Source organism: Amycolatopsis echigonensis (assembly GCF_002846615.1).
Lineage (GTDB): Bacteria > Actinomycetota > Actinomycetes > Mycobacteriales > Pseudonocardiaceae > Amycolatopsis > Amycolatopsis echigonensis.
On record NZ_PJMY01000003.1, the window covers coordinates 5196004 to 5211842 of the forward strand.

A 15839-nucleotide genomic window follows, 5' to 3' on the forward strand; every position below is an offset into this window, starting at 1 on the left:
GGCGGTTGCGGCGGCGACGGAGGAGCCGGCAGAGTTTGGGGTCAGGTGGCCGTGTGGCGGCGGTAGGGGCGGCGGGCGATCCGTTGTTGGCCGGGGTTGAGGAGGTAGTAGACCTCGCGGGCGAGATAGCGCTTCAGACAACGGATGATCTCGAGCTTCGAGTGGCCTTCGGCGGTCTTGCGCGCGAGGTAGGCCTGGGTTCTCGGGTCCAGGCGGATGCGGCTGACGACAGCCAGGTGCAGGGCGCGGTTGGCTTGCCTGTCCCCGCCGCGGTTGAGCCGGTGGCGCTGGGTCGTCCCGGATGACGCGGGCAGCGGCGCGACGCCGCAGAGCATCGCGAACCCTGCCTCCGACGTCATCCTGTCGGGGTTGTCGCCAGCGGTGACGAGCAGCTGTCCGGCGATCTCGACGCCGATGCCAAGCCGCGCGAGCAGCTGCGGCGCGAGTGCCTCGACCAGCGGGTTGATCAGGTCGTCGAGGTCGGCGATCTCGTCGGTCAGTTCGAGGTAGCGACGTGCCATCGACTTGAGCGCGACCCGGTAGGCGCCGATCGGGTCGGCGGCGTTCGACACGTCCGGACGCCAGGCGGCGACCACCCGGATCAGCTGCATGCGGGTGAGGTTGCGGATCTGGTCACGCACCTCGTCCGGTGCTGAGACGATCGTCATTCGCAGCAGTTGCAAGGCGTTTCGCCGCTCGCGGACCGCTTGGGCTCGTGCCGTCCGCAGGACCCGCAGCGCCTCGACGGCCCCGTCCTTGGACTTCGGGATCGCGGTCCGCCGGTTGTGCAGCACCGCCCGGGCGGCGCTGATCGCGTCCAGGTCGTCGTCCTTGCCCCTGCGGCGGCGATCGGAGCGGTCCGGCCGGTCGACCTCGAGAACGGTCGCACCGGCCTTCGCCAGGTGCCGGGTCAGCCCGGCGCCGTAGGAGCCGGTCCCTTCGACGCCGATGCGGGCCAGCCGGCCGTGTTCGCCGATCCAGGCCGTCAGAGCCCGATAGCCAGCGCGGGTGGTGGAGAAACTGTGCGTGCCCAGTACTGTCCCGCCGTCGTCGACGACCGCCGCCACGTGCAGCTCCTTGTGCGTGTCCACGCCGGCGTACACGGTCTTCCCGGATGCTGCCGACTCCCGGGTCTGGCCCGTTCGCGCAGCATGCGCAATGCTGGTCATGTCGTCCTCTCCGATCCGCTCGATGGGCAGGGCGGCGCCGCGCATCGACCGAACCGGCGGACAAGACAGTGATGAGCGCCTGGTGGCGCAGGCTCTCCTTAGGTCACCCCGACGGCGAGGCGTAGCGCCTCGCCGGGCGCTCCCAGAGCAACCGACAGATCCGAGGAAAGACAACACTTCGTCGATCGGAGTGAGGGTCAGGAAGCTCTCGGAGCGCCCGGCACCAGCATCCTCCCGCGTCCGTCCCTCTCGCGGGCCGGGAAACCCGGGGCAACACCGGCAGAAACAGTCTCACTGTCGGAGTGGACGACGACATCGTGCGGGTCGCGCAGCGCGATCGCGTTCCGCAGCGCGCTGACGGCGAGTGAGGCCCGCATGTGCGAGGCGATGGAGTATCCGACGATCTTGTTGGAGTAGCAATCCTTGACCGCACACAAGTACAGCTTGCCCTCACCGGTGGAGTGCTCGGTGATATCGGTCAGCCACTTGGTATTCGGTGCATCAGCGGTGAAATCCCGGCGGACCAGGTCGTCGTGCACCGGCGGCCCCGCCTTACGGGAACGGCCTTTCGTCTTGGCATGCAGGGAGAAGATCTGCTGCATGGAGCAGATCCGCCACACCCGGTTCTCCGAGGCGGTGAAACCCCGGCGAGCGAGCTCGTCGGCGATGAACCGGTACCCGTCGGCCGGGTCGTCGGCATGAATCTCGAGGGCGGCGTTGATCAGCTGCGCGTCGTCCCAGTCCCGCTGCGAGAACGGGGCTGCGCACCATTGGTAGTAGGCCTGCCGGGAGATACCCAGCACCCTGCACGTCACCGCGACCGGCACCCTGATCGGGGCGCCGGCCGCGGCCAGTTCACGGACGAGCGGGAAGGCTATTTTCCCGGCAGGTGGCCCTGCGCCAGGTAAGCCGCAGCCTTGCGCAGGACCTCGTTCTCCTGCTCTAGCAGCCGGTTGCGCTTGCGCAACTCCCGCAGCTCAGCGGACTCGTCGCGGGTCACACCGGGCCGGGCGCCGTCTTCGACGTCGGCGGCGCGCAGCCAGTTGGCCAGGCACGATTCGGAGATCCCGAAGTCCTTGGCGACCTGCTTCAACGGGGCCTCGCCGCGGCGGGCCACCGCGATCACGTCGTCGCGGAACTCACGGGGGTAGGGCTTGGGCACGGTGACATCCTTCCAGGCGAGGCCGGAGCCTCACAGGTGAGGTGTCAACCAGACCCTGGGCAGACCCATACGAAGCCTTCCTGCGGTCTGAGGGTGGTTGTCAAGGCATCTTTCCCGCCTTGACAACCACCCTCAGACCGTCAGCACAATTCAGCTTCGGGGTGCCCCACCGCACGACCCGGCGCAACGTCGCCGCCAGGCGACGAGCAGGCCCCGAACCCCTCAACCCCCCTCAGGCTCCCCAACAAGCACCTCATCAGCGAACCCAGCCGCCAAAGCCCGCAACCCGGCATCCAAATACACCGTCAAATCGGCATCCGCCCGAGCCGACCACCGCTCATAAGCCGCCCGGCACGTAGCCAGCACCGCCCGCCCCACCGCCAGCGGATACAACGAATCCTCGACCTGCCCAGTCCGCCGAGCCACGAAACTGATCACAGCCCGTTCCCAAGCGTCGTAATGCCGCGTCGCACTAGCCGCCAACTCCGCCACCGTGCTGAGCAGATTCATCCGCATCCGCAACTCCGGAACGTCCTCGGCCCGGTAATGATTGGCAGCCAGCACCGCCCGCCGAACCGCTTCCATGACCGGGATATCGTCCGGCACCTCGGCGAGCAGCTCCCGGATCGTGTCCACCTCGGAGTCGAACTCGTTCCACAGCACGTCCGACTTCGCGTCGTAGTACCGGAAGAACGTCCGCCGGCTGACCCCGGCCGCGGCCGCGATCTGGTCCACCGTCGTCTCGTGGAACCCCTGCTCGGTGAACAGCCGCAGCGCGATCTCCTCCAGTTGCCGCGCACTGGTGCCCCGAGGACGGCCCCGCCGGGGCCGGGGCCGGTCCTCGCCAGGTTCGCCGACCGGTTCAGCAGGCATGCCTCCCCCTCCCGCGGACGCTTCTGTCACCGGGTGACACTACTCGGTCGCGGACATCGAGCGGCACCTGCGGCCCGCCGCGAGACCGTCCAGCGCACTCCACAATGGACTGTCGAATTCCCGAAGAATGCGCGCTCCGGGATGGTAAGTCCGGAATAAACCGCAGATACCGATTCGCCGAGTGGCATTCGCCGATTGCCACTCGAAAGAGGGACGTTATGGACAGTGGACAAGTCTGTTGCGCCAGGTGTCAGATGTGAAGATCCTGCCGCAAAGCAGAATCGAGGATCCGATGAGTGAGGCAGTTGCTCGCCCGACCTCAACCGCCGCCGAGGGGATCGCCGATCCCGGTCCGCTCGGCCTGGCCGGCTTCGCCGCCACCACCTTCGTGCTGAGCGCGGTCAACGCCGGACTGATTCCCAAGGCCGTCGAACCGGTCGTCCTGCCGCTGGCGTTGTTCTACGGCGGACTGGCCCAGTTGCTCGCCGGGATGTGGGAATTCCGCAAGAACAACACCTTCGGTGCGACCGCGTTCGGCACCTTCGGCGCGTTCTGGCTGGCTTTCGCCTTCTACGTCTGGCAGTTCGCGGCGAAAATCCCGCCCGCCAACGCGGCGACCGCGACCGGGATGTTCCTGTTGGTGTTCACTATTTTCACCGGCTACATGATGATCGCGTCGCTGCGCACGAATGCCGTCCTCATCGGGGTTTTCGTCCTGTTGTTCCTGACCTTCCTTTTCCTCACCATCGGCGAATTGGGCGGCGCGGAAGGCGCGGGCAAGATCGGCGGCTGGCTCGGACTGGCCACCGCGGTGGTCGCCTGGTACGGCTCGTTCGCGGTCGTCACCAACGCCACCGCGGGCCGCACGCTGCTGCCGATCGGGCCGATCGGCAAGCGCTGACGCTCCGCGAGAGACAGCCGCGGGACCAGCGGTCAGTGAGGCGCTAAGGCCGGGGTTACTCCGGCCGGTCCTCGCCGCGCACCCACGAGTCGAGCACGATCAGGGTGCGCGTGCTGGTGATCCGGTGGCTGCGCCGCAGCTCGTCGATCGTGCTCTGCAGATGCGCCATGTCGCGGCTGCGCAGCCACACCACCGCGTCCGGGTCGCCGGCGATGGTGAACACCGCCTGCGCCTCCGGAATCCGCGTGGTGGTTTCGACGATCTCGGCGACGTTCGTGCTGCCGAAGAACCTCAGCTGCGCGAACGCCTCGATGCCCCAGCCCAGCTTCGCGTGGTCGACCTGCACGGTGAAGCCGGTGATCACGCCCTTCTCCCGGAGCCGGTCGACGCGCCGCTTCACCGCCGCGGTCGAGAGCGACACGCGCACGGCGATGTCCGAGAACGTGCGCCGGGCGTCCTCGCGGAGCAACGCGATGATCTCGTGGTCGGTCGCGTCCAGCAGTTCTTCGGCCATGAGCGGCATCGTACGCAACAGATCTGCCCGATCCGCCCTCTCGCGCGTCATCCTTTGCGTCCTTGCCACTACAGTGGCCGGGCACGTTGCGCCGGATCCAGGCGTCGGGTGAGGTGGCTCACGTCCCAACGGCGGGTGCCCGCCGGCTGATGGCGTGCGGAAGGGAAGTGCGGATGAACGCCTTCACGTTGGAAGACCGGTACGTGCGCGAAGCGGGCACCGTCTACTTGACCGGGGTGCAGGCGCTGGTGCGCGTCCTGCTCGACCGGATCCGGCTGGACCGGCGGAACGGCGCGGATTCGGCCGCCTTCGTGTCGGGGTACCAGGGTTCGCCGCTCGGCGGGTTCGACCTGGAGCTGGCGCGGCGGTCGGCTTTGCTCGCCGAGCACGCCATCGTGCACAAGCCGGGCGTCAACGAGGAACTCGGCGCGACCGCGGTCATGGGCAGCCAGCTCGCCGCCCGGGCGGGCACGATGCGACCCGACGGCGTGGTCGGCATGTGGTACGGCAAGGCCCCGGGCCTGGACCGGGCCACCGACGCGCTGCGGCACGCGAACCTCGCCGGCACCGATCCGCGCGGGGGCGCGGTCGCGCTGGTCGGCGACGACCCGAACGCGAAATCCTCGACCATCCCGTGTGCGTCCGAGCACGCGCTCGCCGACCTCGCGATGCCGGTGTTCTTCCCGGCCGATTCGCAGGACGTGCTGGAGCACGGCAGGCACGCCGTCGAACTTTCCCGCGCGAGCGGGCTGTGGTCGTCGATGAAGATCGTCGCGAACGTCGCCGACTCCGGCGGCACCGCGGTGGTCGATTCGGAATGGACCGCGCCGGAAATGCCCGAGGGCGCGTACAAGCACCAGCCGAACAGCCGGCTGCTCGGGCCGGAGCTGATCACGCTCGAGCACAGCCTGCACCGCGTCCGGCTGCCGCTCGCGATGGACTACGTGCGGGCCAGCGGAATCAACCGGATCGTCCGGTCCGGACCGGGGGACCGGATCGGCATCGTCACCGCCGGGAAGTCCTATTTGGACCTTCGGCAGGCGTTGCGGATGCTCGGCCTCGACGAAGCCGAGCTGTCCCGTTACGGCATCCGGCTGCTGAAGCTCGGCGTCGTGTACCCGGTCGAACCCGGCATCATCAAGGAATTCGCCGAGGGCCTGGACGAAATCCTGGTGATCGAGGAAAAGCGCGCGCTGGTCGAACCGGCGATCAAGGAGATCCTCTACGGCCGCACCGGCGCGCCGCGCGTGTACGGCAAGTCCGATCAGCACGGCCAGGTGCTGTTCACCGAACTCGGCGAGCTGGACCCGGACCGCATCGCGAGCGGTCTGGCCAAGCGCCTTCCCGACGCGGAACCCGTTGCGGCGTGGAAACAACGGCGTCGCCGTGAGCGGATTTCCGTGCCGCTGCTGGCCCGTACGCCGTACTTCTGCTCCGGTTGCCCGCACAACTCGTCCACCAAGGTTCCGGACGGCACGCTCGTCGGCGCCGGAATCGGCTGCCACACCATGGCTCTGTTCATGGAGCCGGAGCAGGTCGGCGAGGTCGTCGGGCTGACCCAGATGGGCGGCGAGGGCGCGCAGTGGATCGGCATGGCGCCGTTCGTCGAGACGCCGCATCTGATGCAGAACATCGGCGACGGCACGTTCATGCACTCCGGCAGTCTCGCCGTGCGCGCGGCGGTGGCGGCGGGCGTCGACATCACCTACAAGCTGCTCTACAACTCCGCGGTCGCGATGACCGGTGGTCAGGACGCTGTCGGCGGGCTGTCCGTGGAGAAGGTCGCCGCACTGCTGTTGACCGAGGGCGCGGCGAAGGTCGTCATCACATCGGACGCTCCACGCCGGCTGCGGAAGCGCAAGCTGCCGCGCGGGGTCGAGGTGCGCGACCGGTCGGAACTTCTTCGCACGCAAGAAGAACTCGCGAAGCACCGCGGTGTCACGGTGTTGATTCACGAGCAGGAGTGCGCGGCGGAGAAGCGGCGCAAGCGCCGTCGCGGGAAGCAGGAAACGCCTGCGCGCAAGGTGTTCATCAACGAACGCGTCTGCGAAGGCTGCGGCGACTGCGGCGTGAAGTCGAATTGCCTTTCGGTGCAACCGGTCGAGACGGAGTTCGGCCGTAAAACCCAGATCCACCAGGCGTCCTGCAACGTCGACTACTCGTGCCTCGACGGCGACTGCCCGTCGTTCCTGACCGTCGTCCCGACCGGTGAGGTCAAACGGCGGCATCTCGCGCCGATCAGCGCGGACATCCTTCCGGAACCGGCGAAAGCCCGCTCGGACGTCGCCGTGCGGATCACCGGCATCGGCGGCACCGGCGTGGTCACTGTCGCGCAGATCCTCGGTGTCGCCGGGGTTCTCGACGGCAAGCAGGTGCGCACGCTCGACCAGACCGGCCTCGCGCAGAAGGGCGGCGCGGTCGTCTCGGACGTGAAGATCTCCACCGGCGCGGTCGAGCAGGCCCCGAAGCTCGCCACCGGGGAGTGCGACCTCTACCTCGCGTGCGACGCGCTGGTCGCCGCCGACCCGGCGTACCTCGGCGTGGCCGACGTCGAGCGTACGGTCGCCGTAGTGTCCACTTCGGAGGTTCCGACCGGTCGGATGGTGGTGGACAAGGAAGTTTCCTATCCGGACCAGTCCAGCATCCGCGGCGCGCTCGGCGACGCGACCGCCACCGGGCACTACCTCGACGCGCGCGGCCTCGCCGAGCAGATCTTCGGCGACGACCAGTTCGCCAACATCCTCCAGCTCGGCGCGGCCTACCAGACCGGCTCGCTGGCCGTCACCGCGGAAAGCCTGGAACAGGCCATCAAGATCAACGGGACCGCGGTGGAGACGAACCTGCAGGCGTTCCGGCGCGGCAGGCAGCTGGTCGCGGACCCGGACGCGCTCAACGCGGAACTTTCCCCGTCGGCGGAGGCGTCGGCTCCGGCCGCGGTCGACGCGGAAGCGGTCCGCCGCGTGCGTGCGCTGGTGCGAGCGGAGGGCGAACTCGCCCGGCTGCTCGACCTGCGCGTCCCGGACCTCATCGCCTACCAGGACGAACGCTACGCCCGGGAGTACGCGGAGTTCGTCGAACGGGTCCGCACCCGGGCCAGCGCTTCGGTGACCGAGGCGGTCGCGCGGAACCTCTACAAGCTCATGGCCTACAAGGACGAGTACGAGGTGGCGCGGCTGTCGCTGGACCCGCAGCTGACCGCGGAAATCGAAGCCCAGTTCGGCGTCGGCACGCGGTTCGCGCACCGGCTGCACCCGCCGGTGCTGCGCGCCCTGGGCATGAACCGCAAGATCAGCCTCGGCGGACGCGGCTTCCGGCCCGCGTTCGCGGCGCTGCGGGCCATGCGCAAACTCCGCGGCACGCGGCTGGACCCGTTCGGCCGCGCGGAGGTCCGGCGGGTCGAGCGGGCGCTGATCGGGGAGTACCGGCAGGCGCTGACGCGCGCGCTCGAGGTGGCCGACCGGGGCGACGCCCGGCTGGTCGAACTGGCCTCGCTGCCGGACTCGGTGCGCGGGTACGAGGAGATCAAGCTGGCCAACGTGGCGGCCTACCGGCGGCGGCAGGAAGAGCTGCTGCGGGAACTGGAGATGCCGGACTCGGTGCGAGTCGCCACCGCCTGAGGCGGGCGACCCGCCTGAAGGTGGAGTCGGCGGCGGATTCCGTGGGGAAATGCGGCAATCGGAGCGGGATCGCCTTCGCTGAGCGCTATTCGACGCGGATTACCCGTTCCTCTTCCGGGTGGCACTGGAAACGGCGGGGAGACCGGTGAACCTGGTCTCCCCGCCGTTCCCGTCTTCCGAATCGGCCCGCGCGAGTCCGAAAAGCCCTGTAGGTGTCACACCAACGGGTGGTCCTGGCGAACCTCTCCGGGAGTCCCGCGTCCGTCCCCCGATCGGTGGGGTGGGCGGCCCTCGGCGGGGTGGTGCGTCGGCGACGCTGTGACCAGCGGGGACGCGCCGAATCCCCTAGTGCCCCTAATCGGGGGAGGGGTGAAGTCCCTAGTGGGTGCCCCGGCTAACCCGGGTGACCCCCCGATGGCGGGCATTCGGCGGCGTCCTATGTTCGGAAAAGGAGCCGGCTCTGGGGCCGGCTCGTCCGTTTCTCGGACACCCCACCCCGATCCGTTGTCACCACAGGAGAATACAAACTATGGGCCCGGTGCAGACGCTGCACGAATTCGCGCTGAACCTGCTGAACGACCCGCAGTCGCTGGCGGAGTACAAGGCCGACCCGCAGGGGGTGCTCAACGGCGCCGGCCTCGGCGAGCTGAACCCGTCGGACGTGCAGGACATCATGCCGCTCGTCATGGACAGCGCCCCGCTGCCGGCCGCTCCCGCCGTGCCGGGCGTCCCGGCCGTGCCGGGCGTGCCCGCCGCCCCGAGCGTGCCCAAGGCCGACCTGGCCGGCGCGTTCGACAAGGCCAACTCCGCCGCCGAGCCGGTGGCGCACGAGGCGGGCGACGGCCTCGGCGGCCTCCTCGGCGGCCTGCCGAACCTGAGCCCGGTCTTCGAGGGCGTCAGCAACGTCGCGGACGCGACCGGCCTGAACACCGTCACCCACGGCACCCTGGGCGCGGTCTCCGGCGTGCTGGACCACGTCGCCGACGCGACCCACTCGGTCCCGGTGGTCGGCCCGATCCTCGACGCCGCGGCGATCGACACGCAGAACACCGTGAACGCGGTGGGCGAGCACGTCTTCGACGGCAAGCTCGTCGGCTCCGCGGTCGACGCGACCACCAACCACCTCGGCGACGCGCTGACCTGGAAGGCCGTCGTGTCCGAGTCCGGGAAGCTCCCGGTCGTCGGCGGCCCGGTCAGCGGCATCGTCGAGGACGTCCGCCAGGGCGGCTCGCACCTGCTGGGCACCGTCAACGAGGCGATCGGCTCGACCCCGGTCGGCGTCCACGACGTCCGCGCCGACCTGACCCAGGCGACCGGCGACCTGACCTCGGCCGGCGACCTGTCCGGCACGCTGGACCACGCGACCGGCGCGCTTCCGGCCGTTCCGGGTCTCCCGGCGGTTCCGGGTGCGGGCGAGCTGCCGCACCTGCCGCAGGTCCCGGGCGTCGGCGCGCTGCCGCAGGTCCCCGGTGTCGGTTCGCTTCCGCAGGTTCCGGGCGCCGGCGAACTGCCGCAGGTGCCGGGCGTCGGCGCGCTGCCGCAGGCCCCGTCGGTCCCGGGCGTCGGCGAGCTGCCGCACGCTCCGGAGCTGCCGGCCGCCCCGAACGCGGGTTCGCTGACCCACGCGATCGAGGGCGCGACCGCGCACGCGCCGGCCGTCAACGCGGCTGCTCAGCACGTCACGAGCACCGTCCAGGACGCGGTCGAGACCGGCACCCAGCACGCGACGACCGGCGAGCTGCCGGAAGCCGCGCACGCCGCGCCGCTCAACGAGGTCCAGAACCACCTGCACGACGTGGCGGGCGGCCTCGAGTCGCACGCGAGCAACGTGCACCTGGACAGCCTGCACCTGGGTCACTGATCCTGGCGTAATAGGGGTTTCCCGCTGTGGGCCCGGACCGGTCACGGTCCGGGCCCGCGGTGTTTTCCGTTCCGGGAAGCAGGGACAGCACCAGCTGGCCGTCGCGGAAGAGACCGCCGGTCGGACCGCCGGGCGGCAACGTCGCGGCCCACCCCACCCCGCGGGCGCTTTCGAGCGCTGGGCGGGCCGTGTCCTCGTCCCCGCGTTCGGGATGGGTGGCGGTTTCGCCCGGATCGACGGCGTTGACGAGGATCGGCGTGTCCCGCAGCGCCGTGGCGAGCACGCCGGTCAGAGTGTTCAGCGCGTGCTTGGCGAAGGAATGCGCCGGAGCGGCTTTCAGCAGCGGCAGCACCAGCTGCGTCAACTGCCAAGGGCCGAGCACGTCAATGTCCAATGCGGACTGGACGGCGGCCGGATCGGCGTCGAGCGCGGACAGCGCAGCGAAATCGACGATGTCGCTGGCGTTGTTGATCAGCACGTCGAGGCGACCGAAGGTTCCGGCCGCATAGTCGGCGACGGCGGTCATGGTCGAGTGATCGGTGAGGTCGAGCCGCAACGCGGTGGCGTTCGGGAGTTGTGCGGCAAGGGATTCCGCGCGGCTAGGTCCCGGGCGGTGAGGATTACGTGATAGTCCAGTTCGGACAGGAGCCGGTGAGCAGAGCGGTCTTCGGCACTGGGGGCCTCGTCTCAGTGGCCGGAATGTTTCGGGAGGAACCCGACGAGGGATAGCGCCACGAGGCAGAGACCGGCGCAGAGACCGAAAACCAGTTCGGCGGCGGGAATCCAGGACGGTGCGGCCGCGGGGCCGACCCGGGCGAAAAACACCGTGCCGAGCGCGGCGACCCCGATGGCTCCGGCGAATTGCTGGGCGGCGTTGAGCATTCCGGAACCGCTGCCGGCTTCTTCGGGTGTCGCGTCGCCGAGGACGAAATCGAAAAGCGGAATGAACAACAGTCCGGAACCGGCGCCGGTGACGAAGAGGGCGGGAGCCATCTGCCAGACGGTGATGGCGGTGCCCCAGTGCGCGATCGACCACCACAGGGCGAGCAGGCCGGCGACGGCGATGGCCAGTCCTAAGCGGAGGGAAGCGCGGCCGAGTCGCGCGGCGAGCACCGCACCGGACAGCAGGGTCGCGAGCGCGGTGCCAGCGGCCCAGGGGAGCAGCGCGAAGCCGGACTGCAGCGGCGTCCAGCCGAGACCGGACTGCAGGAGCAGGTTCACGACGAGCACGAATCCGCTGAGCGAGGCGTAAAACCCGCCGGTGATCAGCAGCCCGAACACGAAGCCGCGCTGGGAAAACAGCGACGGCGCGATCACCGGGTGGCTGCTGCGGCGTTCGGACCTCGCGAACAAACCGAAGGCGACCACGCCAGCGGCCATCGACACGTACGTCCACACCGGCCAGCCGAGTTCGCGTCCTTGGATGAGCGGCACGATGAGCAGCGCTGACGCCGCGGTCAGCAGGCCGACACCGCGCAGGTCGAGGCGGGCATCGCGGTCTTCGCCGCTGTGCCGAGGCAGCACCCGCAGGCCGAGCAGGCCGGCGAGAAGGCCTAACGGGACGTTGATCAGGAAAATCGAGCGCCATTCGCTGCCGAACAGGTTCAGGTGCAGCAGCCAGCCGGCGAGGATCGGTCCGGCGACCGTGGCCAGGCCCATGATCGGGCCGAACGGCATCAGGGCCTTGCGCAGCTGGTCGGGTGGGAACACGACCTTCACCAGCGCGATGCCCTGCGGGATCATCACCGCGCCGAACAGGCCCTGGAATACGCGGGCGCCGATCAGGAACCCGGGGCCGGGCGCGAGCCCGCAGGCCAGCGACGAGACGGTGAAGCCGGTCATGCCGAGCAGGAACAGCCTGCGCCTGCCGAGCAGGTCGCCGAGCCGGCCGGACGTCACGAGGCCGAGCGCGAACGCCGCGGTGTAGGCCGACAGCACCCACTGCAGGGTGATCGGCCCGCCGCCGAGGTCCGCGCGGATCGAAGGGCCGGCGAGGGCGGCGACGCTGGTGTCGATCAGGTCCATCAGGTCGGCGATGACGACGACCGCCAGCACGAGCGATGCCTGGACCAGCGGAAGCGGTTCGGCACGCGGAGACGAACTAAGTTCAGTAGTCACGAACTAAGTTCTAAATGACGAACTAAGTTCGTGTCAAGCTATAGTGACGGGCATGCCCGCTGCCCCCGAGAGCGCCGCGCCGCCCGGCACGCGTCCGCCCGCGCCGAGGCCGCGCCGAAACCGCGGAAAGAACCCATCACGGTCGAGCGGATCACCGACGCCGCGCTGCAGGTCGTCGCCACCGAGGGCTACGACGCGCTGACCGTCCGCCGGGTCACCGCCGTGCTCGGCACCGGGCCGTCGTCGCTGTACGCGCACATCGTCAACAAAGAGGACCTCGACGATCTGCTCATCGGCAGGCTCTGCGCGCAGATCGAACTGCCCGAACCGGACCCGGCGACGTGGCGGCAGCAGGTCCTGGACGTCTACGGGCAGATCCGGGACCTGTACCTGAAGTACCCAGGGGTGTCGCGCGCCGCGCTCGCGATGGTTCCGACGCACCTGGAAACACTTCGGGTCAGCGAAGGAATCCTGGCGATCCTGCTGGCCGGCGGCATCGAACCGCAGACCGCCGCGTGGGCTCTGGACTCGCTCACGCTCTACGTCACCGCGTACGCCTGGGAACGGTCGCTCGTCCAGCAGCGCCAGCAGCACGGCGGCGAGTGGGTGCTGAGCCGGGAGGACCTGATCGATCGGTTCAGCGGACTGCCGGAGGAGAAGTTCCCCCGCACCCGCCAGTACGCGGCGGAGCTGACGTCCGGCACCGGGCACGACCGGTTTGTCTTCACGGTCAATCTGATCACGCAGAACCTGGCTGGCGGGATTTCCGGATAGCGGACGTCTGGGCGCGGGACCGCGGATCTGGCTAGCGGGGCTTCGGGATCGCCGGGTCGCAGCAGCCGGTCATCCGGGGCAGTTCGCGGTTGACCTCGGCCAGTTCGGCGGCGACCGCGTGGCACGGTTCGCACGCGGCGAGGTGTCCGGCGAGAACTCCGGCCCGACGGGCAGGCAGGGTGCCGCGCAGCCACGCACCCATCCGGCGGCGGACTTCTTGGCACTGCGGCAGTTTCGCGTCCGGCACCTGGACTTGCAGGTACGCCTGCCGGAGTCCTTCGCGGGCGCGGCGGGCGAGCACCGCGACGCCGTTCGGGGAAACGCCGAGCAGCGGCGCGAGTTCCGCCGGCGTGTTGCCTTCGGCGGACATGCGCCACAACACTGTGCGCCAGCGTCCGGGCAGGGTCCGGTAGGCCGACCACACGAGCCGGTCTTCTGAGCGCATGACAGCGAGTTCGTCAGCCCCGCCGTCGAGAGTCACGGGTTCCGGCACTGTCGCATAGAGATCGATCCGGTTTTCGTGGCGGCTCCAGCGTGCGAAGAGATTTCGCATTGTGGCCACGAGATACGCCGGCGCGTTGGACTCCGGGCCGCCGCCGGCCGCGACGGTGCTGAGCACGCGCGCGAAGGCTTCGGCGACCAGGTCGTCGCGTTCGGCTTGCTGGCGCACCAAACCTGCGGCGACGCGGCGCATCAGCGCGACGTGCCGCCGGAACAATTCCCCGCCGGCCTGGCAATCTCCGGCGCGTACCGCGGCGAGGAGCTCGGCGTCGGTGCGCTCGTCCTCGTCCGCCTCGGCGACCAGCGTGCTGCCCAGTGTCGCGTCCACCGTGCACCTCCCACCGGACCGGCCCACACCTCGTCACGCGGGACTACTGAAAGTAACTGGTACAGCAGTGTACTCCATATGCCGCCGAGGATCGGACAGTCGGTCACGCGAGTCCGCGCTGGCTGTCTCGATCAGCCGAACGGGGAAGTCTTGGCTGCTCAAGGATATTGCGTCCGGCCGCCGACTGTCCGAAGTGGACTATTGACGGCCGGTCAGGAGAACTTTCCGGCCAATTCGGTGAAATAGGGCGTCATCGAGGGGTGGTATCGGCATCTGGACTCGGATCGTCCGACCGGGTGTCTCGTCGCCCTCCCAGGGGCCGAACCAGCGCGTGGTGCGTTCGGGTTCGGTGATCGCGGCCCACCCGTCGTCGATCGGAGCGCGGAAGCTGCGCGGCAGGACCAGGTCGATGTGGTCAGCGAGACGGTGCGCGCTCGCGGTGGGCACGGGCTTCATGCGGTGTGGACCTCGGTCTCGAGCGCGTCGAGCCGCTGCTGCCAGGCCGGCGGGGCGAGAAGCTGGGTGAGCCAGGCGGTGAGTTCGGCGAAGCCTTGCGGGTCGAGCGCGTAATACCGTTGCCTGCCTATGACTTCGTCGCGCACCAGCCCGCTTTCCCGCAACACCCACAAATGCCGCGACACCGCAGGTCGGCGATCGCGCTCGCGACCAGATCCATGACGGAAGCGTAACCCGGCGGCTACACGTTCGGCGTCCTGCTCAGGGCCAGGTCGACGCGCCGCCGCGGCGTTTGCGGACTTCTTTCCCGGCACCGGGCGGGAAACCGTGTTTGGCGAGCCGGACCTCGGCGAGTTCGTCGGCGCTGGTGACGGTGAGGAACAGGCTCAGCAGCAGGCTGATCAGCAGCGCGGCGATGATCATCCCGGCGGGCATCGGCGTGACCAGGGTGAGAACGACGTAGCCCGCGACCAGCCAGGGCAGCGCCTCGATGAAGATCCGGAACGCGAAGCGCAGCACCCAGGTTTTCGCGGTCGCGTCGTACAGCACCCACTCCCGGTACTCCTCGGGGAGTACTCCGCCGTACACGTAGTGCAGCCAGCGCACCGGGCCGGGTCGCTTCATCCCCGTCGGGTACCCCGCGTTCAGGCCGCGTACGCCTCGAGCTTGGCCGGGTTCATCTGCCAGAACACGCGGTGGATGCCCTCGGCCGACGCCGAGACGGTCAGCACCGCGGTCACCGTTCCGCCGTGGCTGACCACCGCCGCGGGCTGGCCGTTGACGTCGCTCCAGCGCACCTCGGCATCGGTCCAGAACCGGTCGGCGAACGCGCGGAGGTACTTCGCCACCGTGACCGCGCCGACCACCGGAATCCGCGTCGCGCGGACCGCGCCGCCGCCGTCGGAGTAGCTGACGACGTCCTCGGCGAGCAGTTTCTCCAGCGTCGCCAGGTCGCCGGAGCGCGCGGCGTCCACGAACGCGGTGAGCAGCCGCCGCTGTTCCGCCGGTTCGACGGGCGTCCGGCGTTCCGCGGCGAGGTGCTTGCGCGCACGGCTGACCAGCTGGCGCGCGTTCACCTCGGTGGTCTGCACGATGTCGGCGATCTGCTGGTACGGATAGTCGAACGCCTCGCGCAGCACGTACGCCGCCCGTTCCGTCGCCGGCAGTTTTTCCAGCAGGAACAGCACGGCCACCTCGAGGGCGGCGGCTCGCTCGGCGCCGAGTTGCGGGTCGGCGGAGGTGTCGACGGGTTCGGGCAGCCAGGGGCCGACGTAGGTTTCGTGCCGGACGCGCGCGGTCTGGCTCGCGGTGATGGCCAGCCGCGTCGTGGTGGTCGCGAGGAACGCGCCGGGGTTGCGGACGGCCGAACGGTCGCAGGTCTGCCAGCGCAGCCAGACGTCCTGCAGGAGGTCTTCGGCGTCGGCGACGCTGCCGAGCATCCGGTACGCGATCCCGAACAACCGTGGCCGGACCTGCGCGAACACCGAGGCGGCCTCGGCCATTTCCTCCATCAGCGGGCGGATTCCTTCCTCCTCCGGCGGGTATCGCGAGCTTAGCGGGCCGGG

13 protein-coding genes and 1 pseudogene are annotated in these 15839 nt (G+C 69.5%); 4 read left to right on the forward strand and 10 right to left on the reverse strand.

Annotated features, from left to right (window positions below):
* Positions 1-41 precede the first annotated feature (41 nt).
* From ATK30_RS29735 to mftR, 3 genes and pseudogenes are all read right to left on the reverse strand, one after another.
* Positions 42-1169 carry an IS110 family RNA-guided transposase gene (locus tag ATK30_RS29735; RefSeq protein WP_244194597.1) on the reverse strand — a complete coding sequence of 376 codons (1128 nt, stop codon included), beginning with the start codon at positions 1167-1169 and terminating at the stop codon, positions 42-44.
* Positions 1170-1465: 296 nt separating this feature from the next.
* Positions 1466-2331 (reverse strand): annotated as a pseudogene (locus ATK30_RS46430) (IS3 family transposase); the annotation flags it as partial.
* A gap of 222 nt (positions 2332-2553) precedes the next feature.
* Positions 2554-3204: a mycofactocin system transcriptional regulator gene (gene mftR, locus ATK30_RS29750; protein WP_101438307.1), complete on the reverse strand. Its 651-nt coding sequence runs from the start codon at positions 3202-3204 to the stop codon at positions 2554-2556.
* Between the two features lie 292 nt (positions 3205-3496).
* Here mftR and ATK30_RS29755 point away from each other — a divergent pair, with 292 nt between their 5' ends.
* Positions 3497-4105, forward strand: a complete 609-nt coding sequence (locus ATK30_RS29755) for an acetate uptake transporter (protein ID WP_101441139.1) — start codon at positions 3497-3499, stop codon at positions 4103-4105.
* A 55-nt stretch (positions 4106-4160) separates the two neighbouring features.
* Here the strand turns inward: ATK30_RS29755 and ATK30_RS29760 are convergent, their stop codons facing one another.
* Complete coding sequence (locus ATK30_RS29760; protein ID WP_101441140.1) at positions 4161-4619, reverse strand: Lrp/AsnC family transcriptional regulator; 459 nt, start codon at positions 4617-4619, stop codon at positions 4161-4163.
* Positions 4620-4792: 173 nt separating this feature from the next.
* Here ATK30_RS29760 and ATK30_RS29765 point away from each other — a divergent pair, with 173 nt between their 5' ends.
* Both ATK30_RS29765 and ATK30_RS29770 read left to right on the forward strand, forming a co-directional pair.
* Positions 4793-8236 (forward strand): indolepyruvate ferredoxin oxidoreductase family protein, encoded by a 3444-nt coding sequence (locus ATK30_RS29765; protein WP_101438308.1) that lies wholly within the window; start codon positions 4793-4795, stop codon positions 8234-8236.
* A 529-nt stretch (positions 8237-8765) separates the two neighbouring features.
* Positions 8766-10097, forward strand: a complete 1332-nt coding sequence (locus ATK30_RS29770; protein ID WP_208637451.1) for an IniB N-terminal domain-containing protein — start codon at positions 8766-8768, stop codon at positions 10095-10097.
* Here ATK30_RS29770 and ATK30_RS29775 read toward each other — a convergent pair.
* Both ATK30_RS29775 and ATK30_RS29780 read right to left on the reverse strand, forming a co-directional pair.
* The gene (locus ATK30_RS29775; protein WP_244194768.1) at positions 10003-10653 is read right to left on the reverse strand and encodes an SDR family NAD(P)-dependent oxidoreductase; all 651 of its coding nucleotides are present in this window, start codon (positions 10651-10653) and stop codon (positions 10003-10005) included. The genes ATK30_RS29770 and ATK30_RS29775 overlap by 95 nt on opposite strands.
* Positions 10654-10784: 131 nt before the next feature.
* Positions 10785-12215 (reverse strand): MFS transporter, encoded by a 1431-nt coding sequence (locus tag ATK30_RS29780; RefSeq protein ID WP_244194769.1) that lies wholly within the window; start codon positions 12213-12215, stop codon positions 10785-10787.
* Between the two features lie 30 nt (positions 12216-12245).
* Between ATK30_RS29780 and ATK30_RS29785 the strand changes: the two genes are divergently transcribed.
* On the forward strand, positions 12246-12989 hold the full coding sequence (locus tag ATK30_RS29785) for a TetR/AcrR family transcriptional regulator (protein WP_101438310.1): 744 nt from the start codon (positions 12246-12248) through the stop codon (positions 12987-12989).
* 31 nt (positions 12990-13020) lie between these two features.
* Here the strand turns inward: ATK30_RS29785 and ATK30_RS29790 are convergent, their stop codons facing one another.
* From ATK30_RS29790 to ATK30_RS29810, 4 genes are all read right to left on the reverse strand, one after another.
* Positions 13021-13818, reverse strand: a complete 798-nt coding sequence (locus ATK30_RS29790; protein ID WP_101438311.1) for a sigma-70 family RNA polymerase sigma factor — start codon at positions 13816-13818, stop codon at positions 13021-13023.
* A gap of 452 nt (positions 13819-14270) precedes the next feature.
* Positions 14271-14420 (reverse strand): hypothetical protein, encoded by a 150-nt coding sequence (locus ATK30_RS29800; protein ID WP_208637452.1) that lies wholly within the window; start codon positions 14418-14420, stop codon positions 14271-14273.
* A gap of 115 nt (positions 14421-14535) precedes the next feature.
* Positions 14536-14898, reverse strand: coding sequence for a DUF5313 family protein (locus tag ATK30_RS29805; protein ID WP_167442029.1), 363 nt, complete (start codon positions 14896-14898; stop codon positions 14536-14538).
* Positions 14899-14918: 20 nt separating this feature from the next.
* Positions 14919-15785 (reverse strand): RNA polymerase sigma-70 factor, encoded by an 867-nt coding sequence (locus tag ATK30_RS29810; protein ID WP_101438312.1) that lies wholly within the window; start codon positions 15783-15785, stop codon positions 14919-14921.
* Positions 15786-15839 lie beyond the last annotated feature (54 nt).

Excerpts from the sequence above, each read along its gene's own strand:
- ATK30_RS29810 (WP_101438312.1), bottom strand. The coding sequence starts at position 15,785 with ATGGAGGAAATGGCCGAGGCCGCCTCGGTGTTCGCGCAGGTCCGGCCA.
- ATK30_RS29805 (WP_167442029.1), bottom strand. The coding sequence starts at position 14,898 with ATGAAGCGACCCGGCCCGGTGCGCTGGCTGCACTACGTGTACGGCGGA.
- mftR (WP_101438307.1), bottom strand. The coding sequence starts at position 3,204 with ATGCCTGCTGAACCGGTCGGCGAACCTGGCGAGGACCGGCCCCGGCCC.
- ATK30_RS29735 (WP_244194597.1), bottom strand. The coding sequence starts at position 1,169 with ATGACCAGCATTGCGCATGCTGCGCGAACGGGCCAGACCCGGGAGTCG.
- ATK30_RS29755 (WP_101441139.1), top strand. The coding sequence starts at position 3,497 with ATGAGTGAGGCAGTTGCTCGCCCGACCTCAACCGCCGCCGAGGGGATC.
- ATK30_RS29770 (WP_208637451.1), top strand. The coding sequence starts at position 8,766 with ATGGGCCCGGTGCAGACGCTGCACGAATTCGCGCTGAACCTGCTGAAC.
- ATK30_RS29760 (WP_101441140.1), bottom strand. The coding sequence starts at position 4,619 with ATGGCCGAAGAACTGCTGGACGCGACCGACCACGAGATCATCGCGTTG.
- ATK30_RS29765 (WP_101438308.1), top strand. The coding sequence starts at position 4,793 with ATGAACGCCTTCACGTTGGAAGACCGGTACGTGCGCGAAGCGGGCACC.